Origin of the sequence: Streptomyces sp. NPDC086835, assembly GCF_044745705.1 — a bacterium.
In the GTDB taxonomy this organism is placed as follows: Bacteria; Actinomycetota; Actinomycetes; order Streptomycetales; family Streptomycetaceae; genus Streptomyces.
The window spans coordinates 820,562-842,243 of record NZ_JBIVAU010000003.1; the positions used below are offsets into that span (position 1 = coordinate 820,562).

Below are 21,682 nucleotides of genomic sequence, written 5' to 3' on the forward strand. Positions count from 1 at the left end.
CCCTGCCGCACCGGCCCGCCCGCACGTGGGGCGGGCCGGTGTGTCCGTCACACGACCACTGATGTGACGAGCTGTCATGTGACGAAATGCCATAGGGGGCAATCGGGTGGCAATCCTCCCGTACTGCAACTGCCGCCGCCCGCGGTGCAGTCCCTGCCACCACACACACCGCACCACCTCAGGGAGGCAGACATGACCGCCTGGCACACCACCACCGGGACCACCACCATCGACCCCTACCGCTTCCCCGGCGCCACCGACGACTACCTGCTGCCCGCGCCCCGGCCCGGACAGCGCGTCCCCCTCCCGCTCGACCCGGCCGACCGCCGCCGCCTGGACCTGCACGCGGCCCTGACCACCGCCGGCATCGCCCCGCTGCCCGGCGACCTCGCCGCCATCGACGCGCTCTGCGCCCTCGACGACACCACCCACGCCGCCCTGCAGCGCTGGATCACCCGCACACGGTGACCAGGAGCGCCCCCACCCCGCACCGGGTGGCCGGCCCATGTCCCACCCGGCCGCCCGGCCCCGCGCCCGGCCGCGTACCGTTCCCCCATGCCCCGCCTCGAACCCCTGCACGCCGGCCACGCCGACGCCCTGCTCGCCTTCGAACGCGACAACCGGGCCTACTTCGCCGCCCACGTCCCCGACCGCGGCGACGACTACTTCACCCACTTCGCCGCCCGCCACGCCGCCCTGCTCGCCGAACAGGCCGCGGGAACCTGCCGCTTCCACGTCCTCGTCGACGACAGCGGCGCGATCGTGGGCCGCGTCAACCTCGTCGACCTTGCCGACGGTGCCGCCGACCTCGGCTTCCGCATCGCCGAGAAGGCCGCCGGACAGGGCCTCGCCACCACAGCCGTCCAGCAGGTGTGCACGCTCGCGGCCACCGCCTACGGCCTGAACACCCTGCACGCGGCGGCCACCCTCGCCAACACCGGCTCACGGACCGTCCTGACCCGCAACGGCTTCACAGAAACGGGCACCACCGTCCTCGACGGCCACCCCGCCCTGCGCTTCACCCGCGTCCTCTCCCCGCCCGCCGCCCTGGCCTAGCCCCCGGCCGGGCCGCGAGCGGCACCGGCTCAGCTCGGCGGACGGCTCCTGAGCCGGTGGCCGAGCGTGCACGGAAGACGGCGCCGGCCTTCCGGAAATCCGGCGCGGCCTCGGGACGACGGCCACCCCCGCCCTTAGGTGCCGACCCCGGGAAAAGGAAGATCCCGGCTGGACGGGGGGGACCAGCCGGGATCGGTACAGGGTGGACACGGAGGGCGGTCGCCTCTCGGCGAGGGGCTCCACAGGGCTTCAGCCGAACGATCTTCCCCATGGGCTACAGGTGAGGCCCGGGGACACTGTCCCCTCCGCGACCACATACAGATGAACGGTAAACCATCCCGGGTTGTTCCCGGCACCGCACCACCCGCCCCACCGCCTCCGGCCCCCGACGCGCCCCGCACACCCGAACCGCACCGTGATACGGGCACAGCGGACAGTGACCGGCTCGGCCCGGCCCCGTGGCGCGGTACCCGGCGGGAGGCACGGCACCGGCCGCGCCGAACCCGGCCGAAGACCGCCCCCGCTCCCTTCCGGGCCGCGACCCGCCCGCTCAGCCGACGGCAGCGCCGAACCACGTGGGCAGCCGGCCGATCAGATCCTGCTGATCCTCACCGACCCACGCCACGTGGCCGTCCGGCCGCAGCAGCACCGCGGGCACGTCCAGTTCCTCGCTGACGTCGACGACGTGGTCCACCCGGTCCGCCCAGCCCTCCACCGACAGCCGGCCCGTCCGGTCGAGCAGCAGTCCGCGGCCCTCGTGCATCAGCTCGTAGAGACGCCCCCGCTTCAGCTGCACGTCCCGCATCCGCCGGCCGAGCAGTTCATGCCCCTCGCCGAAGTCGTAGCGGACCTCGACCGCGGTGATCATCCCGGTCACGTACCGGTTCACCTCCTCGAAGTCCATCAGCTTCGTGAACAGCTCCCGCAGCGCGGTCGCACCCGGATCGGTGCCCAGCAGCGTGATCTGCGCGCGGGTGTTGTCCAGCACGCGGGCGCCCACCGGATGCCGTTCGGCGTGGTAGCTGTCCAGCAGACCCTCCGGCGCCCAGCCGGCGACCTCGGCGGCCAGCTTCCAGCCGAGGTTGAACGCGTCCTGGACACCGAGGTTGAGCCCCTGCCCGCCGGTCGGCGGGTGGATGTGCGCCGCGTCGCCCGCCAGCAGCACCCGGCCGACCCGGTAGCGCTCGGCCTGCCGGGTGGCGTTGCCGAACCGGGACAGCCAGCGCGGCGAGTGCACGCCGAAGTCGGTACCGGCGACGGCCCGCAGCTGCCGCTCGAACTCCTCGAGGGTCGGCCCGGTCGCACGGTCCTCGGACACGCCGTCGGCCGGCACGACGATGCGGTACACCCCCTCCCCGAGGGGAATGGCCCCGAACCGCAGCTGGGTCCTGCGGACCTCCTCGACGACGGCGGCGATCGTCGCCGGATCCTCGGTCAGCACCATCTCGCCCAGCAGCGTCTCGACCGTGGCGGGCTCGCCGGGAAAACCGACGCCGAGCTGCTTGCGCACCACGCTGCGGCCGCCGTCGCACCCGACGAGGTAACGCGAGCGCAGGCGCGTACTTCCCGCGCCCGCGACGCCCCCACCGGCGGGGGCGCCCCCGTCCGCCAGCTCGACGCTCACCCCGTCCTCGTCCTGACTCACCCCGACCACTTCGCAGCCGCGCCGGATCTCCACGCCCAGTTCGACGGCACGCTCGCCCAGCAGCCGCTCGGTGACCGGCTGCGGGGTGGCGACGCCGTACGGGTGCGCCGTGTCCAACCCGTCCGGCCACGGCTTGACGATGCCACCGAAAAGCCCGCCGACCTGGAATTTCTCACTGACCGCGAGGAACCGGTCCAGCAGACCGCGCTGGTCCATCACCTCGACGCTGCGCGTGTGCAGGCCCTGCCCGCGGCCCTCCCGGGTCGGCTCGGTCAACTTCTCCAGCACGACCACGCGCACGCCGTGCAGCCGCAACTCGCACGCCAGCATCAAGCCGGTCGGCCCGCCGCCGACCACGATCACGTCAATCATCAAGAACGCCCATTCAACGAGATTGGATTTTGGCCATCAGCCCGCGCGGTCCGGCGGCACGCACCCCGCACCTGCGCGCCGAGCCCCGCCACCGCACCGCGAGTCCCACCGACGGTTCGACACCCGCGCGACCCGGACAGCAACAAAAGCCCCCACACTTCACGAAGCTGCCATTTCCGCAGGTTCCGACCTGGGTCGATCATTCTGCGGCACGCCCCGGGCCTTGCCGCAAGCCCCCCGGTGCGCTATAAGTTGAGAGTGGCAAGGAGCGGGTAACCTCCTTGCCTTTTCCTTTTCTTGGCCGCCGTGAACGGCCCGGTACTGCGCCGGCCAGGACCGGAGGGCCCTCCTCTAGAGTCACGCCCGTGACCGACCTCTCCTACCTCGCCGCCGTCCGGGAGTCGTACGACACCGTCGCCGCCGAATACGCCCGACAGGTCAAGTTCCCGGCCGAGTTGGACCCGCTCTCACGCGCCGTGCTGGCGGCGTTCGCCGAGGACGTACGGACGGCCGGCCGCGGGCCCGTCGCGGACGTGGGATGCGGTCCCGGCCGGGTGACCGCGCACCTGGCCGGGCTGGGTGTGTCCGCGTTCGGCATCGACCTGTCGCCCGCGATGGTCGAGCTGGCCCGTCAGGCATACCCGGGGCTGAGCTTCACCGTCGGGTCGATGACCGCGCTGGCGATCGACGACGACGCACTCGGCGGCATCCTGGCCTACTACTCCGTCCACCACACACCACCGGAACTGCTGCCGGTCGTGTTCGGCGAATTCCGTCGCACGCTCGCACCCGGCGGCTGCCTGATGCTGGCCGGCCATGCGGGAACCGGCGAACATCTGCGCCCGACACAGGCGTACGGCGGCCGTCCGGTGTCCTACGAGTCCTACCTCACCCCGCCGGACCGGACCGCCGAACTGCTGGAGGCGGCCGGCCTCGTGATCACCGCGCAACTGCTGCAGCCGCCCGGCGAAGGAACGAAGAGAATGGTCGCCACCTTCCTCGCCCGCAAGCCCGAGTCGCCGAACGCCCCCGGCACACCCTCCCGTTGACGCGGCCGGACGACGCCGGACGCCGTCCGGCTCAGGGCAGGCGAGGGCGGACCTCGACCCAGGCGAGAAGCAGATCCCGCGTCGGGCCGGGCTCCAGGTGGCCGGCGAGTCCGGCCAGATGAGCCGTCAGGTTCTTGTGCCACCGCAGCTCGCGGATCTGCTCGATGGCCGATTCCCGCCGGCCGCCGGCGAGCGCACCGGCCTGTGAGGGCGTCAGACGCAGCGCGTCGAGCGTGTCGGACGCCAGTGTGTCCGGGCTCCAGTCGGGATCGTCGTCGTCGGGACCGAGATGGTCGATGACCCACATCCGGAGCATGAAGTCCTGCGTGGCCGCACGGGTTTGATCCTCCGGGCTGTCACCGTGCGCACGCCGGTTCGCCAGCAGGGAGAGCTTGGCCCACTGCCGACGGGCATCCGCGGGTCCGTCGCTGAAGTAGGCACGCTCCTGCGCGACGATACGCACTGCCTCAAGGTGGCTGCCGTGCTCGTTCACGGCCATCGCCCGAAGCCGTTCGAAGCTCCATGTGCCGAGATCGTGCCCTGGCTCTTCCTGGCCCGCGCCGGTGCTCAACGATCCTCGCTCCTGGTCATGTACAAGACTCCCTTGGTGCGGTGACGGTTCAGTGGAACGGGACGAACCCCTGTGACCGGTCGAGACGGAACGGCGAGCCAGGGGCCCCGGGTGTCCAGCCGCCGGCGCGGGCGGTGCGAATGCTCTCGGCGACGTGCGAGGGCAGGAGCGGCGCGGCCGTACTTCCCAGCCAGTTGCCCGGATGCGGCTGATCGGTCGTGACCACCAAGGTCGTGCCCGGACTGTCCGCGAGCTCGACCGCGTAGGTGAGGGGGAGACCACACCATTCCTTGGCCGTACGTCGGCCTTCCGCGCAGCCTCCAGCGGTAGGCGGCGCCGTCGACGGTGATGCGCAGCGCCCCCTTCCTGACCAGTGCCATCGCCACATCCTTCCCCTGCGAACTGTACGAGCAGCGCGTGCCGTTCGCAGAACGCGAACGGCACGGCCTCCGCACGCCCGCACGCCAGGAATGCCGCCGGACGACGGCGGGCCGCCGCCGATTTGCCGAATCGGCAACACGGCTGGCCGCGCCCGCCAGAGCCGCCGCATGCTCGGCGAAGAGCCGTGCACGCGCGGGAACCGAAGACCCCGACGCGCACACTGGAGACCCGTGGAGGACTCATGCCGCAGCAGCAGGCCGCCGACGCCACCCACCGACTGGTCCCCTCACCGGCGGGCCGGATCCATCTGGTGGAGCAGGGCAGCGGCCCCTTGGTGCTGCTCGTGCACGGCTTCCCGGAATCCTGGTACTCCTGGCGTCACCAACTGCCGGCGCTGGCCGCTGCCGGATTTCGCGCGGTCGCCGTCGACGTCCGAGGCTACGGCCGTTCCTCCAAGCCCGCCGCCACGGACGCGTACCGGATGCTCGACCTGGTGGACGACAACGCCGCGGTGGTGCACGCCCTCGGTGAGCGGTCCGCGGTGATCGTCGGACACGACTGGGGGGCGACCATCGCCGCGAACTCCGCCCTGCTCCGGCCGGACGTCTTCCGTGCGGTGGGACTGCTCAGCGTGCCCTACACCCCACGCGGCGGTCCGCGGCCCGGTGACGTCTTCGCCCGGATGGGCGGGGAGGAGGAGTTCTACGTCTCCTATTTCCAGCAGCCGGGCCGTGCGGAGGCCGAGATCGAACCCGACGTACGCGGCTGGCTCGCCGGCTTCTACGCCGCACTGTCCGCCGACACCATGCCCGCACCCGGCGCGCCGGACCCCCACTTCGTGAGCAGAGGCGGGACGCTGCGCGCCCGGTTCCCCACGGGCACGCTGCCCGGCTGGCTCGGCGAGGACGATCTCGACGTCTACGCGGGGGAGTTCGAGCGGACCGGCCTGGGCCCGGCGCTCAACCGCTACCGGAACATGGACCGGGACTGGGACGATCTCGCCGCCTTCGACGGCGCTCCCCTTACCCAGCCGTCCCTGTTCATCGGAGGCGCCCTGGACGCCTCCACCGTGTGGATGGCCGACGCGATCGACGCCTACCCCACGACGCTGCCCGGCCTGGTCTCCTCACACCTCCTCGACGGCTGCGGTCATTGGATCCAGCAGGAACGCCCCACCGAGGTCAACCGGCTCCTGACCGGCTGGCTCGCCGCACTGCCCGCCTGACACAGGCGGCCCGTACGGCTGCCGAGGTACGGCCGGGACGATGCCGACCGGCACCCGATGCCGCTGAGGCATGAGCCCTGATGTTGTCGAACCCACCCGGCTTCGGCCCTGCACAGTCGGACGGTCAGCGCCCGGCACGAGGAGAAGGGCCCGCGGACGGGGAGGGCGCCGGCTCCAGGCGGACGCAGCACCGGCCGGGGGTGGGCGCCAGGCACGCCTGGAGACGGTCCTCGTCGAGCCCTTGGAGCACACCGCGCAGCAGGTGGAGGTTCATGCCGCACACCGTTTGAGTGTGTTCGCGGGCGAGCGCGTGGAAGGGGCAGTTGCCCAGAACGATGGCCTCCCCGTCGTGGCGGGGCTCGAATCCGTACCGTTCCAGCAGGTCGAGCACGTCCGTGGTGTCGCGCCCGGCGAGCTGTGCGCCGAGCCGGTGCGCTTCACGGTGCAGGACGGTCCTGACCGGTTCGCCGGTGGCCTCGGACGTCTCCACGGCCTGGGCGAGCAGCCGTCCGGCCAGTTCGTAGTGGCGCTCGGGCAGGCTGACGGCGACCTGCTTGGCCGAGCGCTTGTAGAGCTTGGCGGGCCTGCCCGCTCCCGGACCGGTGCGTCCGCTGCGCCGTTCATAGACGACGTCGAGCAGCGATTCGCCGGCCAGGCGGTCCAAGTGGAAGGCGGCCGTCTGCCGGGCCAGGCCGAGAGCCTCGGCGGCCTCGTCGCGGCTGACCGGTTCCGGCTGGCGCGCGACGTGGTCGTAGAGCCTCCTGCGGGTCGGCTCGTCGAGGGCGGCGACGGCGGAGACATCCGGGTCGGGTGCGGCATCCGGGTGGGGTGCTTCTTTCGGGTGGTCCACGAACACCAGTGTAAAACCAACGGCCATTGACTAAAGAGGTGATCCGCGCTTCTATCGATAGTGAGAGTTGTCGATAGAAGCTCGCAGAGAACCGAAGACGAAGGGCGCCCACCATGTCGTCCCCCACCACAACAACCACGTCCGCCCCCGCGCGGCGGGCCGCGCTCGCCGACCCCGGCTACCAGGCGTTCGTCATCCTGCGCATCGGGTTCACCGTGGCGCCCGTCCTGTTCGGGCTGGACAAGTTCACCAACCTGCTCGTCGACTGGCCCGTCTATCTCGCGCCGTGGATCAACGACATCGTCCCCGGCAGCGCCCAGCAGGCCATGTACGCCGTCGGCGTCATCGAGATCGTGGCGGGCGTCGCCGTCGCTCTCGCACCGCGCTTCGGAGGCTGGCTCGTGGCCGGCTGGCTCGCCGGCATCATCGTCAACCTGCTGACCGTCCCGGGCCACTACGACATCGCGCTGCGCGACTTCGGTCTCCTGCTCGGCGCGGTCGCCCTCGCCCGGCTCGCCCAGCACTACCACGGCACCCGACGGCCGCACTGATCGCACCGCGACGGCCGCGGCCGGCGACGACAGGACCGGTCCGCCGCGGGCGAGGCACCGAGGCCCCGCCCGTGCCGAGCCGCCTGCGCGGGCAGGTCAGGGCTGTGCCGGGGCCGGGAGTTCGGCGTGCACGACCGTGTAGCCGCCCTTGGTCACCGGGGCGTACGGTGCCGGCGCCATGCATGTGCCGACAGGGGCCTCCTCGGGGGCGGCCGCACCGCCCGGCAGCAGATTCACGCCGTTCCATGAGAAGCCCACACGGTCGCCGGAGCGGTTCTTGCCGTCCTTGCCCCCGTCGTAGACGCTGAACCCGAGCCGCCGGCCGATGTCGAGGGGTCCGCCGGGACCCACCTTGGTGATGACGGCCGTCAGCGTCGCCGAGCGGGGCCCGGTGACCAGACAGTCCACCCGCCCCTCGGCCGTGTAGGTGACGTCCCGTGCGGCCGAGTAGTGCGAAATCCTGACCGTTCCCCGGGCGTCGGTGGGAAGACCCGTGGGTATCCCGGGCAGCGGCCGGCTGTACGGAGCGGCGACCGCGTCGAAGCTGAACGAGCGGACGTCCTCGTCCTGGTGGTAGGGCAGCACGAAATCCGCATGGCCGGTGACACTCGCGTACGAGGGCGTTCCACGACCCTCGGCAGAAGCACCGGAGGCACCGGAGGCACCAGGAGCCCCTGACGCGCTGGAGACGCCGCTCGCGGCGAGCACTGCGACGGCCGCGGCCAGCACGGCCACTGTCCTGCGTGATGACGGAGAAAACACGGTGGGCTCCCGGGAGTTGGTGAGTTCCGACGCGTCCCATCCTTCACGCCGCCCCCTTCCGGGCCATCGACCCTGAGCGGCAACTCGCCACGCCCACCTCGGCCGCTCGGCGGACCCGTGGTCGCTCTCAGGTCGCGCGGACCGGCGCGACGAACCGCGCAGGTACCGGCGGCGGGAGCGCCGCGGCGGGCCGCTGCCGAGTCGACGTCAGAAGACCTGCGGACGGGTGCTGTACGCGCCGGGGGAGCGGGGCCGGCGTCCGGCGGGCGCCGGTGAGAAGACGATCACCTCTCGGGAGGAACGGCAGCACGTCGAATGCCGCACCGCCGAAAGCTGACGTGCCGACCCCGCCCCCGGCCATGTTGATGCATCAGATACGTTGTTGCAAGTAATGTGCAATAGAGGTTGGCTGTCCCCGGACGATCACCCACACGCAACGAAAGGGGACGTGCCTGATGGGCACCTACGCGCTTCCCGACCTGCCCTACGACTACTCCGCGCTCGCCCCGGCCATCACGCCGGAGATCCTGGAGCTGCACCACGCCAAGCACCACGCCGCCTACGTCAAGGGCGCCAACGACACCCTGGAACAGCTCGCCGAGGCCCGGGAGAAGGACCTGATCACCCCCACCGGCCTGGTGGGTCTGGAGAAGACCTTCGCCTTCAACCTCTCCGGGCACGCCCTGCACTCGATCTTCTGGCAGAACCTCTCCCCGGACGGCGGTGACCGCCCCACAGGCGCCCTTGCCGACGCCATCGACGAACACCTCGGCGGCTTCGAGGCGTTCAAGAAGCACCTCACCGTCGCCACCACCTCGGTGCAGGGCTCCGGCTGGGGCGTGCTGGCGTGGGAGCCGCTCGGCCGCCGCCTGATCGTCGAGCAGGTCTACGACCACCACGGCAACGTGGGCCAGGGCAGCACCCCGCTGCTGGTCTTCGACGCCTGGGAGCACGCCTACTACCTGCAGTACAAGAACGTCCGCCCCGACTACGTCACCAAGCTGTGGGACCTGGTCAACTGGGAGGACGTCGCCGCCCGTTACGCGGCAGCGGCCGGCGCCTGACCTTCACGCGGGCCGCGCGACCGCCCCGAGGACGCGGCGCCCGGGGCGACGAGCACCCGAGGAACTCGTCGCCCGCCGCGAACGGCGACCCGCCGGACACCCCACCGGGGGCAGCCACGGATACCCCGCCGGACACCTCGCCGGGGCGGCCGGTCTCAGCCGCGCGTGTCCGCCAGCCACGCGTCGAACGTCTGCATACCGCGCGGGCCCGGCCCCGTGGGGAGCAGGCCGCCGCCCGCCATCGCGCGGCCCGCCGCTCCCGGGTAGCGGACCGGCAGCACGAAGCGGCGTTCCGGGCGGGTGGGGAGCAGGCGGCGGACCATGTCGAGGAGCCACTCCTCGCGGGGCCCCGCCAGCTCGGGGGCCATGCCCTGGGCGGGCCCCTCGGCCAGCTCGACCAGGGCGCGGGCCGCCTCCCGGACCGCGACCGGCTGGACGCGCATGCGCGGGATCACCGCCAGCGGGCCGGGCATCCCGTCGAGGAGCTGGTCCGCGAACTCGTGGAACTGCGTCGCCCGCAGCACCGTCCACGGGACCGGGCCGGCCGCCACTACCTGCTCCTGGCGGATCTTGCCCTGGTAGTAGCCGTGGCCGACCCGCTCGATGCCCACGATCGACAGCACCACGTGATGGCGCACGCCCGCCCGCTCCTCGGCAGCGAGCAGACGGCGCGACGCCGCCTCGAAGAACGCCACGGCCTTCCTGCGGCTGAGCGTCTGCGTGTTGGTCACGTCGATCACCGCGCCGACACCGGCCAGGGCGTCGGTGAGGCCCTGGCCCGTGGTGACGTCCACGCCCGTCGAACGGGCCAGCACCACAGGCTCGTGCCCGGCGGCGCGCAGTTCCCCGACGACGTGCCGCCCGACCAGGCCGGTACCGCCCGCTACCGCAACACGCATCGATCTCTCCGTTCAGGCATTCAGGCGCTCACACGGCGTGGGTGACGCGCAGTTTCGACTGGCCGTGCGGCAGCTGTTCCCAGTCGTCCATGAAGCGGGCGGTGAGGCCGTGCCGGGCGGCCAGCCGGACCAGCGTCTGGGTCCGGTAGTAGAAGTCCTCGCCCAGCACCTGGTGCTCGCGCGTCTCGGTGCGGTCGTAGGTGAAGTCGAAGAACCCGCCCGGGGCGAGCACCCGCCCCACGTTCGCCAGACATTCGTCGATGATCTCCAGCGTCGAGTGCGAGAAGACGCTGTGCGCGTGAACGACGGTGAACGTGGCGTCGGGGAGGAAGTCCAGCGTCAGGTTGTCGACGGGCGTCAGATACGGAAGTTTGTGCTGGAGCCCGTAGCGGACGAGGGTCTTCTTGGCCTCGATGAGAATGTCGGGGGAGATGTCGATCCCGTAGTAGTGGCCGGGCTCCAGATGGTCGATGAACCGCCAGCCGGCCCGCAGATTGCCGCAGCCGATCTCCAGCATCCGGTCCTGCGGCTTCAGCCCGTGCTCGCACAGGTAGTCGAACTGCATCTGCCCGATGGCGAGCCAGCGGTCGTGAGAAGGCCCGCCGCCGACCGCCGCCTCCGGGCTCCTCGCGGTGTCGGAGGCCATCACCGCCCGGTAGTAGGCGACGTGGCCGCCGCGGTGGCGCAGCCGCAGCCATGTGTCCCGGCCCGCCCGGCGCAGGTAGGGCAGCACGCGCTGCGGATGCCGCAGCGCGTACCGCGCCTTGTGGCCGAGGCTCGACCGGTTCGTCGACAGACGGGATGCGGGTCGTTGCGGCATGACGGCCTCCGTGCCATCGGTGGGCGTCCCCCTTCCCGGATGCTAACCACGGGCGACCCCACCGGGCGCCCGCTCACCCGTTCGGCACACACTCCGCCCGAGACCGACGCGGGCCCGGCCGCCCCGGGGCCCGCACGAGGTGTTCACTCCCACGGCCCACGCCGCCCCGGACGAGAACACTGCGACAGCCTGCCGAGCACGTCCTCGACCCCTTGCGCGCACCGATCGGCGAACTCCCGCGCGGAGCTGCCCGCGCCCCGCTGACCCGGCCGAGGGCATGTCCGCGGGCCCCGGCGCGGCTTCGCGGCATAACGTGTGGCATCGCGTTGGCTGGGCACTCCACCGCTTTCCGAACCGCCGCTACCCGAACCGCGCACGAAGGAACCGCCAGAACCGCCCGGGGGTCACACATGGTCACATCCACCCGCACGACGGCGCCCGTTCCCGTGAAGGGCCGCACGCGGGGCCAGGTCGTCATCGTGTGGCTGACGACCACCGATCACAAGAAGATCGGGCACCTCTACCTGATCGCGTCGTTCCTGTTCTTCGTCGTCGCCGGTGTGATGGCCCTGCTGCTCCGTGCGGAACTGGCCCGGCCGGGCATTCAGATCCTCTCCAACGAGCAGTACAACCAGACGTTCACCATGCACGGCACCATCATGCTGCTGCTTTTCGCGACGCCCACCTTCGCGGGTTTCGCGAATGCCGTCATGCCGCTGCAGATCGGCTCTCCCGACGTGGCGTTCCCACGGCTGAACATGCTGTCGTTCTGGCTGTTCTTCTTCGGCGGACTGATCGTGCTGAGCAGCCTGTTCACCCCCCAGGGCGCCGCCGACTTCGGCTGGACCGCCTACACACCGCTCAGCGGCGGTGCGCGCTCACCGAACGTGGGCGGCGACCTGTGGATCATGGGCCTGGCGCTGTCCGGGTTCGGCACGATCCTCGGCGCCGTCAACTTCATCACGACGATCATCTGCCTGCGCGCGCCGGGAATGACGATGTTCCGGATGCCGATCTTCACCTGGAACATCCTGTTCACCTCGGTCCTGGTGCTCTTCGCCTTCCCCGTCCTCGCGGCCGCGCTGCTGGTCCTGGAGGCCGACCGGCGTTTCGGCGCGCAGGTGTTCAACCCGGAGAACGGCGGCGCACTCCTGTGGCAGCACCTCTTCTGGTTCTTCGGCCACCCCGAGGTCTACATCATCGCCCTGCCGTTCTTCGGCATCGTCACGGAGATCCTCCCCGTCTTCTCCCGGAAACCGATCTTCGGCTACACCGGGCTGATCGGGGCGACCATCGCGATCACGGGACTGTCGGTGACCGTGTGGGCCCATCACATGTTCGCGACCGGCGCGGTCCTGCTGCCGTTCTTCTCCTTCATGACCTTCCTCATCGCGGTACCCACCGGGGTGAAGTTCTTCAACTGGATCGGCACCATGTGGAGGGGATCACTGTCCTTCGAGACGCCGATGCTGTGGTCCATCGGCTTTCTCGTCACGTTCCTCTTCGGCGGCCTGACCGGCATCATCCTCGCCTCGCCGCCGCTCGACTTCCACGTCACCGACAGCTATTTCGTCGTGGCCCACTTCCACTACGTCGTCTTCGGCACCGTCGTGTTCGCCATGTTCGCCGGCTTCCACTTCTGGTGGCCCAAGATGACGGGCACGATGCTCGACGAACGCCTCGGCAAGATCCACTTCTGGACGCTGTTCATCGGCTTCCACACCACGTTCCTCGTCCAGCACTGGCTCGGCGCCGAAGGCATGCCACGGCGCTACGCCGACTATCTCGCCGCCGACGGCTTCACCGCCCTCAACACCGTCTCCAGCATCGGGGCGTTCCTCCTGGGCGCCTCCACGCTCCCGTTCTTCTACAACGTCTGGAAGACGGCGAAGAGCGGCGAACGCATCGACGTCGACGACCCGTGGGGCTACGGCCGCTCCCTGGAATGGGCCACCTCGTGCCCCCCGCCGCGGCACAACTTCACCACGCTGCCCCGGATCCGTTCCGAGTCGCCCGCCTTCGACCTCCACCACCCGGTCCTCACGCAGCTCGACGAGGCCGAAGACACCGGCCGGCGCGACGTCATCGAACCCGGCAAGGGCGTGGCGCCCCTGAGCGGGGACGAGAACGGCACAGAAGAATAGGACGCAACATCCCGCACCCTCAGAGGCGAGTGCGGCTGTGCTCGCCGCTGAAAGAACGTCAGTGACCTCGGCGGACCCGGGCCGCCTTACGGGCCTCCGCGAGACCGCGGGCCTCGGCCGTCCTGCGCGACTCCTTCGGAGCCCGGGCGCCCAGCCCCCGGAAGGGCGCGTTGCCGCCGGCGGATTTGTCCGCGACCGGCGGCCGCTTCGCTCCCGTGATGCCCGCCAGCTTCTCCTCGCCGGAGCGCACCTGGGTGACCACCGGCCGGATCCCGGCATCGGACATCATCCGGTTCACATCACGCCGCTGGCCCGGCGTGACCAGGGTGACCACCCGGCCCGACTCGCCCGCACGCGCCGTGCGGCCGCCCCGGTGGAGATAGTCCTTGGGGTCGGCGGGCGGGTCGACGTTGACGACAAGGTCGAGCGCGTCGACATGGATGCCCCGCGCGGCCACATTGGTGGCCACCAGCACGGTGACCTCACCGCTCTTGAACTGGGCGAGCGTGTGCGTGCGCTGCGGCTGCGACTTCCCGCTGTGCAGCGCGGCGGCCCGGATCCCGCTGCCGCGCAGATGGCGGGTGAACTGGTCGACCGCGTGCTTGGTGTCCAGGAACATCAGCACCCGCCCGTCCCGGGCGGCGATCTCCGTGGCGGTGGCGTACTTGTCCGCCGGATGGATGTTCAGCACATGGTGCTCCATCGTGGTGACCGCGCCCGCCGCCCGGTCGACCGTCGCCAGCACCGGGTCATGGAGGTAGCGCCCGACGAGATGGTCGATGTTGCGGTCGAGGGTGGCCGAGAACAGCATGCGCTGCCCGCCCGGCCGCACCTGGTCCAACAGCTCCGACACCTGGGGCAGGAACCCCATGTCGCACATCTGGTCCGCCTCGTCCAGCACCGTGATCCGCACCTGGTCCAGGTGGCAGTCCCGGCGCGCCACCAGGTCGGCCAGCCGACCCGGGGTCGCGACGACCACGTCGGCGCCGGCCCGCATCAGTGTCGCCTGCCGCCCGATCGACAACCCGCCGACCACCGTCGCCGGCCGCAGCCCCAGCGCCAGCGCGTACGGGGCCAGCACGTCGCTCACCTGCTGCGCCAGTTCCCGGGTCGGCACCAGGACCAGCCCCAGCGGCCGCTTCGGCTCGGCGCGCCGGCCCGCGAGACGGGTGAGCAGGGCCAGCCCGAAGGCGAGAGTCTTGCCCGACCCGGTCCGCGCCCGGCCGAGGATGTCCCGTCCGGCCAGCGCGTCGGGCAGGGTGGCCGCCTGGATCGGGAACGGTTCCGTCACCCCGGAGCCGGCCATCACCCGCGTCACTTCCGGGGGCAGCCCCAGTTCGGCGAAGGACTGCGCGGGCGGCGAGCCGGGCGTCAGCGTCACCGCCGAGAGTTCACCCTGCACCGCCGTCGGCCGGGTTGTGCCGGCACCAAGGCGCCCAGCGGCTGACGGCTTCGCATTCATGGGGGACCCTTCCGTGGTCTGGCGCCCGGAACGAGCCGGGGCCCGCACCCCTTGGTACGGGCCCCAGAACGACGAAGCGTGACCCCATTTTACCAGCGCACCCCCACCCCGACCGGCCCCGCCCACCCCGCTCCGGCGCAGGGCCCCCGCCCCGGCAGCATCGGCACGGGCACCGATTAACGGTGACCCCCCTGCCTCCGGCAGGATGGGCGCCCATGACCGAGATCCGCACCCCCCGCCTCATCCTCCGCCGCTGGCACGACGACGACCTCGTGCCGATGGCGGACATCAACGCGGACCCCCAGGTCATGCGCTGGGTCGACGACTCCTCCCCGCACGATCTCGAGCACACCGCCGAGGCGATCGAGCAGTGGGAAGAGGAATGGGACGAGGAGGGCTTCGGTCTCTTCGCCGTCGAACTGCTCGCCTCCGGCGAACTGGCCGGCTTCACCGGACTGTCCGTGCCCGAGTTCCTGCCGGAGGTGATGCCCGCCGTGGCGATCAGCTGGCGGCTCGGCTCCCCGTTCTGGGGCCAGGGATACGCCTCCGAAGCCGCCCACGCGACGCTCGAGTTCGCGCTCCAGGACCGTGGACTCGACCGCGTCATCAGCATCAGCCGCGCCGGGGACGACGCGTCCGAGAACGTCATCCGCAAGCTCGGCATGGTGCTCGAGCGCGAGACGGTGCACCCCGTGTACGGCTTTCCGCTGCGCGTCCACAGCATCGACCTCACCGAGTTCCAGGCCTGAGCCGCCGGCCCGCCGGGCAGCCGGCGCCGCCTTGCGTCACCCCCGCCCCCGCCCTCGCCCCGCCTCCGCCGTCTCCGTCCCGTCCCCGGTCTGCCGCGCCGTCGCCGTGACGCGCTGCGGCGTCGCGGGTTCCGGCAGGTTACGCAGCAGCAGCCAGCTCAGCACGGGCATCACCACCAGCGGAGCCAGCGCCGTCCGCAGGGACGTCGCATCGGCGAGCTGCCCGATGAAAGGGCCGGCCAGGCCGCCGGCACTGACGGTGAGACCGAGGGTGATCCCGCCGGCAGTACCGACCCGCGAGGGCAGATAGTCCTGACCGAGGGTGACCTGCAGCGAGAACGGCACGTACAGGCCGGCCGACGCCAGCGCCACGAACACGTAGAGCACCGGCCCCGGGACGGTGACGATCCCCGCGACCGCGACGACCGTGGCCAGGTACGACCAGCGGGAGACGACGACCCGGTCCCAGCGCTCGGCCAGGTGCCCGCCCACCACGGAGCCCACCGCGCCGCCGAGGTAGAGCACGAACAGCGCCGCGGTGCCCGCCGCCGCGCCGCCTCCCGTGCGCTGCCGCGCATAGAGCGAGATGAAGGTGCTCAGGCCGACGAAGACGACCGACCGGCAGATCACCGCCATCGACAGCTTCACGAACGACCCCCGGTCATCGGCTCCCCTCGTCGCCATCGGGCCGGAGCGCACTCGCCCGTCCTTCTCCAGCGACTTCAGCACCGGCAGGCACAGCACGCTGCCGACGAGGGCCGGCACGACGAACAGCGGCGACAGCCGCAGCCCCCCGACGGCGACGACCGCGGCGACCATGAGGGGCGCGAGCGCGAAGCCGAGGTTCCCGCCGAGGGAGAACCAGCCCATCCCCTTGTGACTGCCCCGGCAGGCGAGCCGCGCGACCCGGGCAGCCTCGGGATGATAGGCGGCCACCCCCAGCCCCGACACCGCCACGAACACCAGCGTCCACCCGTAGGAGCCGCTCACACCGCTCAGGGCGATGCCCACCCCGCCCAGCAGCGTGCTCACCGGCAGCAGCCACGGCATCGCCCACCGGTCGGTCAGCACCCCGAACACCGGCTGGGTCACCGACGACAGCACCGACGCGGCAAGCACGATCCCGGACACCGCCGCGTAACTGTAGGCACGCTCGGCCACGAAGAACGGCACGAGTGACGCCACCGCCCCCTGATACACATCCACGCAGGCATGCCCGACCGACAGCAGAACCACCGACCTGTTCTTCCGCACGCCATCATCGTCGCCAGCACACCGACTGTCGTACTTCCGATAAACTGCCGACCAATGCCGCAGATCCGCCACCAGCCGGTCGCTCCGACCCGGACCCAGAGCCTGGCGACCGGGACACAGATCGACGCCCACCAGCACGACGACCACCAGATCGTCTACGCGGGGCGAGGAGCGCTGACCGTCACGACCGGCGCCGGCACCTGGGTAGCACCCGCCACCCGCGCCATCTGGATCCCGGCCGGCACCGTCCACGGCCACCAGGCCCACGGCGACCTGGAACTGCACCTCGTCGGCCTGCCCGCCACCGACAACCCGCTCGGTCTCCACACACCGACCGTGCTCGCCGTCGCCCCCCTGCTCCGCGAACTCATCCTCGCCCACACCCGCCCCCCACTCGACGACAGCCCCGAACGCACCCGCCTGCGTGCCGTACTGCTGGACCGACTACGGGCCTCGCCCCAGCAGCCGCTCCACCTGCCCACACCCACCTCCCCCCTGCTCAGGGACCTGTGCGACCTGCTGCGCGCCGACCCCGCCGACAACCGCACCCTGGCCGCACTGGGCAGGGACGTCGGCGCGAGCGACCGCACCCTGTCCCGGCTGTTCAAGTCCGACCTCGGCATGACGTTCCCGCAGTGGCGCACCCAACTGCGCCTGCACCACGCACTGGTCCTGCTGGCGGACAACACCCCCGTGACCACCGTGGCGCACCGGTGCGGCTGGTCGTCCGCCAGCGCGTTCATCGACGTCTTCCGCCGGACCTTCGGCCACACCCCCGGCACACACCACCGCCACGGACCCGGCTGACCCCCGGCCCGGCACCCCAAAGCCCGGCCCCCGCCGCCCTGGGCACCTGAAGACTCCCCGGACCACGAAGCAGCCCGCGAAGCCCGCCAAGAAAGTCAGAAGAAAATCGGGGGACCGTGTCGATACGGCCCTGTCCCGTTCGTCGTCATGGTGTGCGGCACCCCGCCGCACGAGAAGACGACAGACCCTGAGGGAGTCGGACCATGAAGTACATGATGTTGATCAACAGTGGCGCGATCGACGCGAACGGCGGGGCCGCCGAATGCAGCGTCGAGGACTGGATGGCCTACGACAAGGCCGTGCGCGACGCCGGCATCCTCGTCTCGGGCGAGTCGCTGGCCGACCTGGTCACCGCCACCAAGGTCCAGGTCGGCGCCGACGGCGAACGGACCGTCACCGACGGGCCGTTCGCCGAGACCCGCGAAGTCCTCGGCGGCTTCTACGTCATCGACGTGCCGGACCTCGACATCGCCCTCGACTGGGCCGCCCGCTGCCCCGGGGCACGCGGCAGCGGCTCGGTCGTGGTGCGGCCGGTCGCCGACTTCGGGGCCTGACAGCGATGCAGGCGCGGGCGACCGGCACGGACAACGCGGTGGAATCGGTGTTCCGCGAAGAACACGGCCGGTTGCTCGCCTCCCTCGTACGCCGCTTCGGGGATCTGGACCTGGCGGAGGAAGTCGCCTCCGAGGCGGTCGAAGCGGCGCTGGTGCACTGGCCGGTCCACGGCGTGCCGGACAAGCCCGGCGCCTGGCTGCTGACCACGGCCCGGCGCAAGGCCGTCGACCTGCTCCGGCGCGACCAGGCGTACGCCGCCCGCCTCGCCGTCCTCCAACTGGACGCGGACCGGGCCGGCCCCGCCCCGGCCCCGGGCACCGGCGCGGACAGCGATCTGCCCGACGAACGGCTCCAGTTGTTCTTCACCTGCGCCCACCCCGCCCTGCTGCCCGAGGCCCGCGGAGCCCTCACCCTGCGCTGCCTGGCCGGACTGACGACACCCGAGGTCGCCCGCGCCTATCTCGTACCGCCCGCCACGATGGCCCAGCGGATCGTACGGGCGAAGAAGAAGATCCGCGAGGCCCGGATCCCGTTCCGGGTACCCGACGCCGACGAACTGCCCGGACGCCTGCCGGGCGTCCTCCAGGTCCTCTACTCCATCTTCACGGAGGGCTACACAGCCAGCTCCGGCCCCCGCCTCCAACGGCTCGACCTCGCCGAGGAAGCCGTCCGCCTCGCCCGCATCCTGCACCGGCTGCTGCCCGCCGAACGAGAGGTCACCGGGCTGCTCGCCCTCATGCTGCTGGTCCACGCCCGCCGCGCCGCCCGCACCGGCCCCACCGGCGAACTCGTGCTCCTCGAGGACCAGGACCGCGACCGCTGGGACCGCACCATGATCGACGAAGGCCTGGCACTCGTACCCCCGGCCCTGACCGGCGGCCCACCCGGCCCCTACGGGGTGCAGGCCGCGATCGCCGCCCTCCACGACGAGGCAACCGACCTCACGACCACCGACTGGCCGCAGATCGTCGCGCTCTACGACGTACTGCTCACCCTCACCCCCTCCCCGGTCGTCGCCCTGAACCGGGCCGCCGCCGTGGCCATGCGCGACGGCCCCGAAGCAGGCCTGGCGCTGCTCGACGACCTGGCAGGAGAGGAGCGGCTACGCGGCCACCACCCGTATCCGGCCGCCCGGGCCGACCTCCTGCAACGCCTCGGCAGGCTCCCCGAGGCCGCGGCGGCCTACCGGCAAGCACTCGACCTCGCCGGCACCGAACCCGAACGGGCCCACCTGCGGCGCAGACTGGAGGCGGTCGAACAGGCCGGCCCGGACACCACGGCCCACCCATGACAGCCCCGTACACGCCCGCGCATTCGAGGCGCTCCCCGGCTCACCCACCCGGAAGCAGCCGGACCTCGGCCGCCGGCAGCCCCTTGACCCACCAGTGGTCGTAGCGCCGGTAGGCCACCGGGTCACGAGGAGCGAGGAACGCGACGAGCGACGCCGCCTCCACGGCCAGCTGCTCCCAGACATGACCGGGAAGCGGACGAAAGGCCGTGGCCTCGACCCCGCCCTCCACCGCACGCCACACACCCGCGACATGACCGTCGACCAGCAGCGTGGGCAGCACGTCGCCGTTCACCCGCGTCACATGCCGGCGCCACTCGGGCGGGACGACACGGCTCCGGTCGGCGTAGGCCAGCAGGACGCTGTCCCACATCGCCATCAGCCTCGGCGGCGCCGGAACGTCCTCCGCCGGAAGCAGCCCGCCGGGAACGTCGTACAGCACCGTCCCGTCAGGCCCCTCCAACCGCACGAGTCCACCGCCCAGCGAAAGCACCGCCGCCCTGATGCGGGCCTGCTGCACCGTCGCGAACTGCGCCATGTCCGCCACCGACGCCGGCCCGAAGCCCTCCAAGTAGCGCCGGACCAGCTCCCGCAGGCTCCCCGCGGCCACCTCCGGATCCGCCAGTACCGGCCGCTCACCCGCCGCCACGAACGACGGCCGCGTACCGAACGACCACGGCCCTCCCGTCGGCGCATGCCACAGCGGCACATACTGACGCAGCATCCGCTGCGCCGCCGACTCCATCGGCGCGCCCAGCCGCTTCTCGAGCCGGCCCCCTATCTCGGCCGCGGTCCGCGGCCGGTCGGCGAACTCCAGGAGATCCGCGACCAGTTCACCGGCGTCGTCCGCTGTGAGCCCGGACGCCGTGAAACGGGGGTCGCCGAGCCGGGAGCCGCGCAGCGTCGGCTCCATCGCCTCGCGGAACGTCCGGTAGTCCTCGGCATGGACGGCGTGCAGGGTGAGCCGCATCAGCGTCGCCTTCACCGTCCGCAGACCGGCCACCGACGCGTCGAGCCCCGACGCGTCGAAGCCGCTCAGCCTGTTCCACAGGGCGATGTACGGCGAAACGGGCTGCTGCGCCTGCAGGGCGACCACCCGTCGCACCTCCTCCGCGACGTCGAGCGGCTCACGGGCGAGCAGCAACTGCCGTGCGAGCGTGGCACGGTTGAGCCCGTGCGCGGTGATCTTCATGCGGGGATTGTGGCGGGTGCGGCCGCCGCCCGGCCCGGGTGGCGAAAAGATGCCGGGCCGGGCGGGACGAAGGGTTCAACGGGCCGGGCGCTGCGGGGCACTGGCCACCCCCGACTCCCGGCCGCTGAGTTCCGCGTCCAGGGTCTCCTGGGCGATGCGCATCGACTCGGCGTACTTCGGCTCCGACATCCGCTGCCAGGCCACGTCCGGCGCGACGTCCTCAATGCGGCTCGTCACCCACCAGATGTTGCCGAACGGATCGCGCACCCTGCCGCCACGGTCGCCCCACGCACTGTCGAGCGCCTCGGTGACCACTTGTGCCCCGTGCGCAACGGCGGCGGCCATGACGGCATCCGCGTCGGAGACGTAGATCCGCAGCAGTGACGGCATCACCGGCCAGTCGGACCGCCGGTCGAAGGCCAGCACGACCGTGTCGCCGACACGGATCTCACCGTGACCGATGGTGCCGTCCTCGACCGGCACCCGTGCGAGCTCCTCACCGCCGAACGCGGCGGTGATGAAGTCGAGCAGTGCGCCGGTGTCGTCGGTGACCACCCACGGCGCGACACTCGTATACCCCTCGGGCACAGTGCGGTTCATCGGTCCCGTCCTCTCTTCCCGGTCCTCCGGCTCTGCATGACCTGACGACCGTAGAACCCATACAGGTCAGATTCCGTCCTAGATGCAACCGCCGGGCGCACCGGCTCCGAGGCGCCTCCCGCCGGACGCGACCGGACAGACGCTAACCCCAGGTGCGGGAGCACAGGACGAGCCGGTAGCCGTCCGGGTCGGCGACCGTCACCCCGTGCTCGTCCCAGTACGGATTGTGCGCGCGCACCCGGGTGCCGCCGCAGGCCACCAGCCGGTCGACCAGGCTCTCCTCCACGGGGACACCCAGGTAGACCACGAACAGGTCGTCCACGGTCGGAGCCGGCTCCAGCGGGCGCTCGGGGTCACGGGTCAGCTCGAAGTGCCAGGACCCGCCC

General features: G+C 71.6%; 22 protein-coding genes. 11 read left to right on the forward strand and 11 right to left on the reverse strand.

What is annotated here, in order from left to right:
• Nucleotides 1–192: 192 nt before the first annotated feature.
• Nucleotides 193–468: a hypothetical protein gene (locus tag ACIPJI_RS14980; protein ID WP_307711105.1), complete on the forward strand. Its 276-nt coding sequence runs from the start codon at nt 193–195 to the stop codon at nt 466–468.
• 87 nt (nt 469–555) lie between these two features.
• Complete coding sequence (locus tag ACIPJI_RS14985; protein WP_402246552.1) at nt 556–1,056, forward strand: GNAT family N-acetyltransferase; 501 nt, start codon at nt 556–558, stop codon at nt 1,054–1,056.
• A 550-nt stretch (nt 1,057–1,606) separates the two neighbouring features.
• Here ACIPJI_RS14985 and rox read toward each other — a convergent pair.
• On the reverse strand, nt 1,607–3,073 hold the full coding sequence (gene rox, locus ACIPJI_RS14990; protein WP_402246553.1) for a rifampin monooxygenase: 1,467 nt from the start codon (nt 3,071–3,073) through the stop codon (nt 1,607–1,609).
• Nucleotides 3,074–3,438: 365 nt separating this feature from the next.
• Between rox and ACIPJI_RS14995 the strand changes: the two genes are divergently transcribed.
• On the forward strand, nt 3,439–4,122 hold the full coding sequence (locus ACIPJI_RS14995) for a class I SAM-dependent methyltransferase (RefSeq protein ID WP_402246555.1): 684 nt from the start codon (nt 3,439–3,441) through the stop codon (nt 4,120–4,122).
• Between the two features lie 31 nt (nt 4,123–4,153).
• On the opposite strand, the gene ACIPJI_RS15000 is transcribed toward ACIPJI_RS14995, so the two are convergent.
• Nucleotides 4,154–4,693 (reverse strand): hypothetical protein, encoded by a 540-nt coding sequence (locus tag ACIPJI_RS15000; RefSeq protein WP_402246557.1) that lies wholly within the window; start codon nt 4,691–4,693, stop codon nt 4,154–4,156.
• A 622-nt stretch (nt 4,694–5,315) separates the two neighbouring features.
• Between ACIPJI_RS15000 and ACIPJI_RS15005 the strand changes: the two genes are divergently transcribed.
• On the forward strand, nt 5,316–6,299 hold the full coding sequence (locus tag ACIPJI_RS15005) for an alpha/beta fold hydrolase (RefSeq protein ID WP_402246558.1): 984 nt from the start codon (nt 5,316–5,318) through the stop codon (nt 6,297–6,299).
• A gap of 124 nt (nt 6,300–6,423) precedes the next feature.
• Here the strand turns inward: ACIPJI_RS15005 and ACIPJI_RS15010 are convergent, their stop codons facing one another.
• Nucleotides 6,424–7,155, reverse strand: coding sequence for a helix-turn-helix transcriptional regulator (locus tag ACIPJI_RS15010; protein WP_402246621.1), 732 nt, complete (start codon nt 7,153–7,155; stop codon nt 6,424–6,426).
• Between the two features lie 107 nt (nt 7,156–7,262).
• On the opposite strand from ACIPJI_RS15010, the gene ACIPJI_RS15015 reads away from it, so the two are divergent.
• Nucleotides 7,263–7,700: a hypothetical protein gene (locus ACIPJI_RS15015; protein WP_364597460.1), complete on the forward strand. Its 438-nt coding sequence runs from the start codon at nt 7,263–7,265 to the stop codon at nt 7,698–7,700.
• Between the two features lie 96 nt (nt 7,701–7,796).
• Here ACIPJI_RS15015 and ACIPJI_RS15020 read toward each other — a convergent pair whose 3' ends face one another.
• Nucleotides 7,797–8,462, reverse strand: a complete 666-nt coding sequence (locus ACIPJI_RS15020; protein ID WP_402246561.1) for a hypothetical protein — start codon at nt 8,460–8,462, stop codon at nt 7,797–7,799.
• Between the two features lie 455 nt (nt 8,463–8,917).
• On the opposite strand from ACIPJI_RS15020, the gene ACIPJI_RS15025 reads away from it, so the two are divergent.
• A complete protein-coding gene (locus ACIPJI_RS15025; RefSeq protein ID WP_402246563.1) occupies nt 8,918–9,526 on the forward strand; it encodes a superoxide dismutase in 609 nt (202 codons plus the stop codon).
• Between the two features lie 155 nt (nt 9,527–9,681).
• On the opposite strand, the gene ACIPJI_RS15030 is transcribed toward ACIPJI_RS15025, so the two are convergent.
• Nucleotides 9,682–10,425: an SDR family oxidoreductase gene (locus ACIPJI_RS15030; protein ID WP_307711117.1), complete on the reverse strand. Its 744-nt coding sequence runs from the start codon at nt 10,423–10,425 to the stop codon at nt 9,682–9,684.
• Nucleotides 10,426–10,453: 28 nt separating this feature from the next.
• Nucleotides 10,454–11,245, reverse strand: coding sequence for a class I SAM-dependent methyltransferase (locus ACIPJI_RS15035; RefSeq protein ID WP_307711118.1), 792 nt, complete (start codon nt 11,243–11,245; stop codon nt 10,454–10,456).
• Between the two features lie 410 nt (nt 11,246–11,655).
• Here ACIPJI_RS15035 and ctaD point away from each other — a divergent pair, with 410 nt between their 5' ends.
• A complete protein-coding gene (ctaD, locus tag ACIPJI_RS15040; RefSeq protein WP_402246565.1) occupies nt 11,656–13,389 on the forward strand; it encodes a cytochrome c oxidase subunit I in 1,734 nt (577 codons plus the stop codon).
• A 58-nt stretch (nt 13,390–13,447) separates the two neighbouring features.
• Here ctaD and ACIPJI_RS15045 read toward each other — a convergent pair whose 3' ends face one another.
• Entirely contained in the window at nt 13,448–14,851 is a 1,404-nt protein-coding gene (locus ACIPJI_RS15045; protein ID WP_356622390.1) for a DEAD/DEAH box helicase, read from the reverse strand.
• A 215-nt stretch (nt 14,852–15,066) separates the two neighbouring features.
• Here ACIPJI_RS15045 and ACIPJI_RS15050 point away from each other — a divergent pair, with 215 nt between their 5' ends.
• Complete coding sequence (locus tag ACIPJI_RS15050; protein ID WP_356622396.1) at nt 15,067–15,600, forward strand: GNAT family N-acetyltransferase; 534 nt, start codon at nt 15,067–15,069, stop codon at nt 15,598–15,600.
• Nucleotides 15,601–15,636: 36 nt separating this feature from the next.
• Here the strand turns inward: ACIPJI_RS15050 and ACIPJI_RS15055 are convergent, their stop codons facing one another.
• Entirely contained in the window at nt 15,637–16,854 is a 1,218-nt protein-coding gene (locus ACIPJI_RS15055; RefSeq protein WP_402246568.1) for an MFS transporter, read from the reverse strand.
• A gap of 54 nt (nt 16,855–16,908) precedes the next feature.
• Between ACIPJI_RS15055 and ACIPJI_RS15060 the strand changes: the two genes are divergently transcribed.
• The 3 genes from ACIPJI_RS15060 to ACIPJI_RS15070 all read left to right on the forward strand — a co-directional run bounded on the left by ACIPJI_RS15060 (nt 16,909) and on the right by ACIPJI_RS15070 (nt 19,507).
• The gene (locus ACIPJI_RS15060) at nt 16,909–17,661 is read left to right on the forward strand and encodes an AraC family transcriptional regulator (RefSeq protein WP_402246570.1); all 753 of its coding nucleotides are present in this window, start codon (nt 16,909–16,911) and stop codon (nt 17,659–17,661) included.
• Between the two features lie 203 nt (nt 17,662–17,864).
• Nucleotides 17,865–18,215, forward strand: a complete 351-nt coding sequence (locus tag ACIPJI_RS15065) for a YciI family protein (protein ID WP_402246572.1) — start codon at nt 17,865–17,867, stop codon at nt 18,213–18,215.
• 5 nt (nt 18,216–18,220) lie between these two features.
• Nucleotides 18,221–19,507, forward strand: a complete 1,287-nt coding sequence (locus ACIPJI_RS15070; protein WP_402246573.1) for an RNA polymerase sigma factor — start codon at nt 18,221–18,223, stop codon at nt 19,505–19,507.
• A gap of 40 nt (nt 19,508–19,547) precedes the next feature.
• Here ACIPJI_RS15070 and ACIPJI_RS15075 read toward each other — a convergent pair whose 3' ends face one another.
• From ACIPJI_RS15075 to ACIPJI_RS15085, 3 genes are all read right to left on the reverse strand, one after another.
• Nucleotides 19,548–20,696: a winged helix DNA-binding domain-containing protein gene (locus ACIPJI_RS15075; protein WP_402246575.1), complete on the reverse strand. Its 1,149-nt coding sequence runs from the start codon at nt 20,694–20,696 to the stop codon at nt 19,548–19,550.
• A gap of 75 nt (nt 20,697–20,771) precedes the next feature.
• Nucleotides 20,772–21,296 (reverse strand): VOC family protein, encoded by a 525-nt coding sequence (locus tag ACIPJI_RS15080; RefSeq protein WP_402246576.1) that lies wholly within the window; start codon nt 21,294–21,296, stop codon nt 20,772–20,774.
• A 142-nt stretch (nt 21,297–21,438) separates the two neighbouring features.
• On the reverse strand, nt 21,439–21,682 hold a 244-nt coding region (locus tag ACIPJI_RS15085), incomplete at its 5' end, for a VOC family protein (protein WP_402246578.1).

What these genes read in the sequence shown, in the direction of transcription:
- ACIPJI_RS14980 (WP_307711105.1), top strand. Translation starts at nt 193, where the DNA reads ATGACCGCCTGGCACACCACCACCGGGACCACCACCATCGACCCCTAC.
- ACIPJI_RS14985 (WP_402246552.1), top strand. Translation starts at nt 556, where the DNA reads ATGCCCCGCCTCGAACCCCTGCACGCCGGCCACGCCGACGCCCTGCTC.
- rox (WP_402246553.1), bottom strand. Translation starts at nt 3,073, where the DNA reads ATGATTGACGTGATCGTGGTCGGCGGCGGGCCGACCGGCTTGATGCTG.
- ACIPJI_RS15005 (WP_402246558.1), top strand. Translation starts at nt 5,316, where the DNA reads ATGCCGCAGCAGCAGGCCGCCGACGCCACCCACCGACTGGTCCCCTCA.
- ACIPJI_RS15015 (WP_364597460.1), top strand. Translation starts at nt 7,263, where the DNA reads ATGTCGTCCCCCACCACAACAACCACGTCCGCCCCCGCGCGGCGGGCC.
- ACIPJI_RS15025 (WP_402246563.1), top strand. Translation starts at nt 8,918, where the DNA reads ATGGGCACCTACGCGCTTCCCGACCTGCCCTACGACTACTCCGCGCTC.
- ACIPJI_RS15030 (WP_307711117.1), bottom strand. Translation starts at nt 10,425, where the DNA reads ATGCGTGTTGCGGTAGCGGGCGGTACCGGCCTGGTCGGGCGGCACGTC.
- ACIPJI_RS15035 (WP_307711118.1), bottom strand. Translation starts at nt 11,245, where the DNA reads ATGCCGCAACGACCCGCATCCCGTCTGTCGACGAACCGGTCGAGCCTC.
- ctaD (WP_402246565.1), top strand. Translation starts at nt 11,656, where the DNA reads ATGGTCACATCCACCCGCACGACGGCGCCCGTTCCCGTGAAGGGCCGC.
- ACIPJI_RS15045 (WP_356622390.1), bottom strand. Translation starts at nt 14,851, where the DNA reads ATGAATGCGAAGCCGTCAGCCGCTGGGCGCCTTGGTGCCGGCACAACC.
- ACIPJI_RS15050 (WP_356622396.1), top strand. Translation starts at nt 15,067, where the DNA reads ATGACCGAGATCCGCACCCCCCGCCTCATCCTCCGCCGCTGGCACGAC.
- ACIPJI_RS15060 (WP_402246570.1), top strand. Translation starts at nt 16,909, where the DNA reads ATGCCGCAGATCCGCCACCAGCCGGTCGCTCCGACCCGGACCCAGAGC.
- ACIPJI_RS15065 (WP_402246572.1), top strand. Translation starts at nt 17,865, where the DNA reads ATGAAGTACATGATGTTGATCAACAGTGGCGCGATCGACGCGAACGGC.
- ACIPJI_RS15070 (WP_402246573.1), top strand. Translation starts at nt 18,221, where the DNA reads ATGCAGGCGCGGGCGACCGGCACGGACAACGCGGTGGAATCGGTGTTC.
- ACIPJI_RS15075 (WP_402246575.1), bottom strand. Translation starts at nt 20,696, where the DNA reads ATGAAGATCACCGCGCACGGGCTCAACCGTGCCACGCTCGCACGGCAG.
- ACIPJI_RS15080 (WP_402246576.1), bottom strand. Translation starts at nt 21,296, where the DNA reads ATGAACCGCACTGTGCCCGAGGGGTATACGAGTGTCGCGCCGTGGGTG.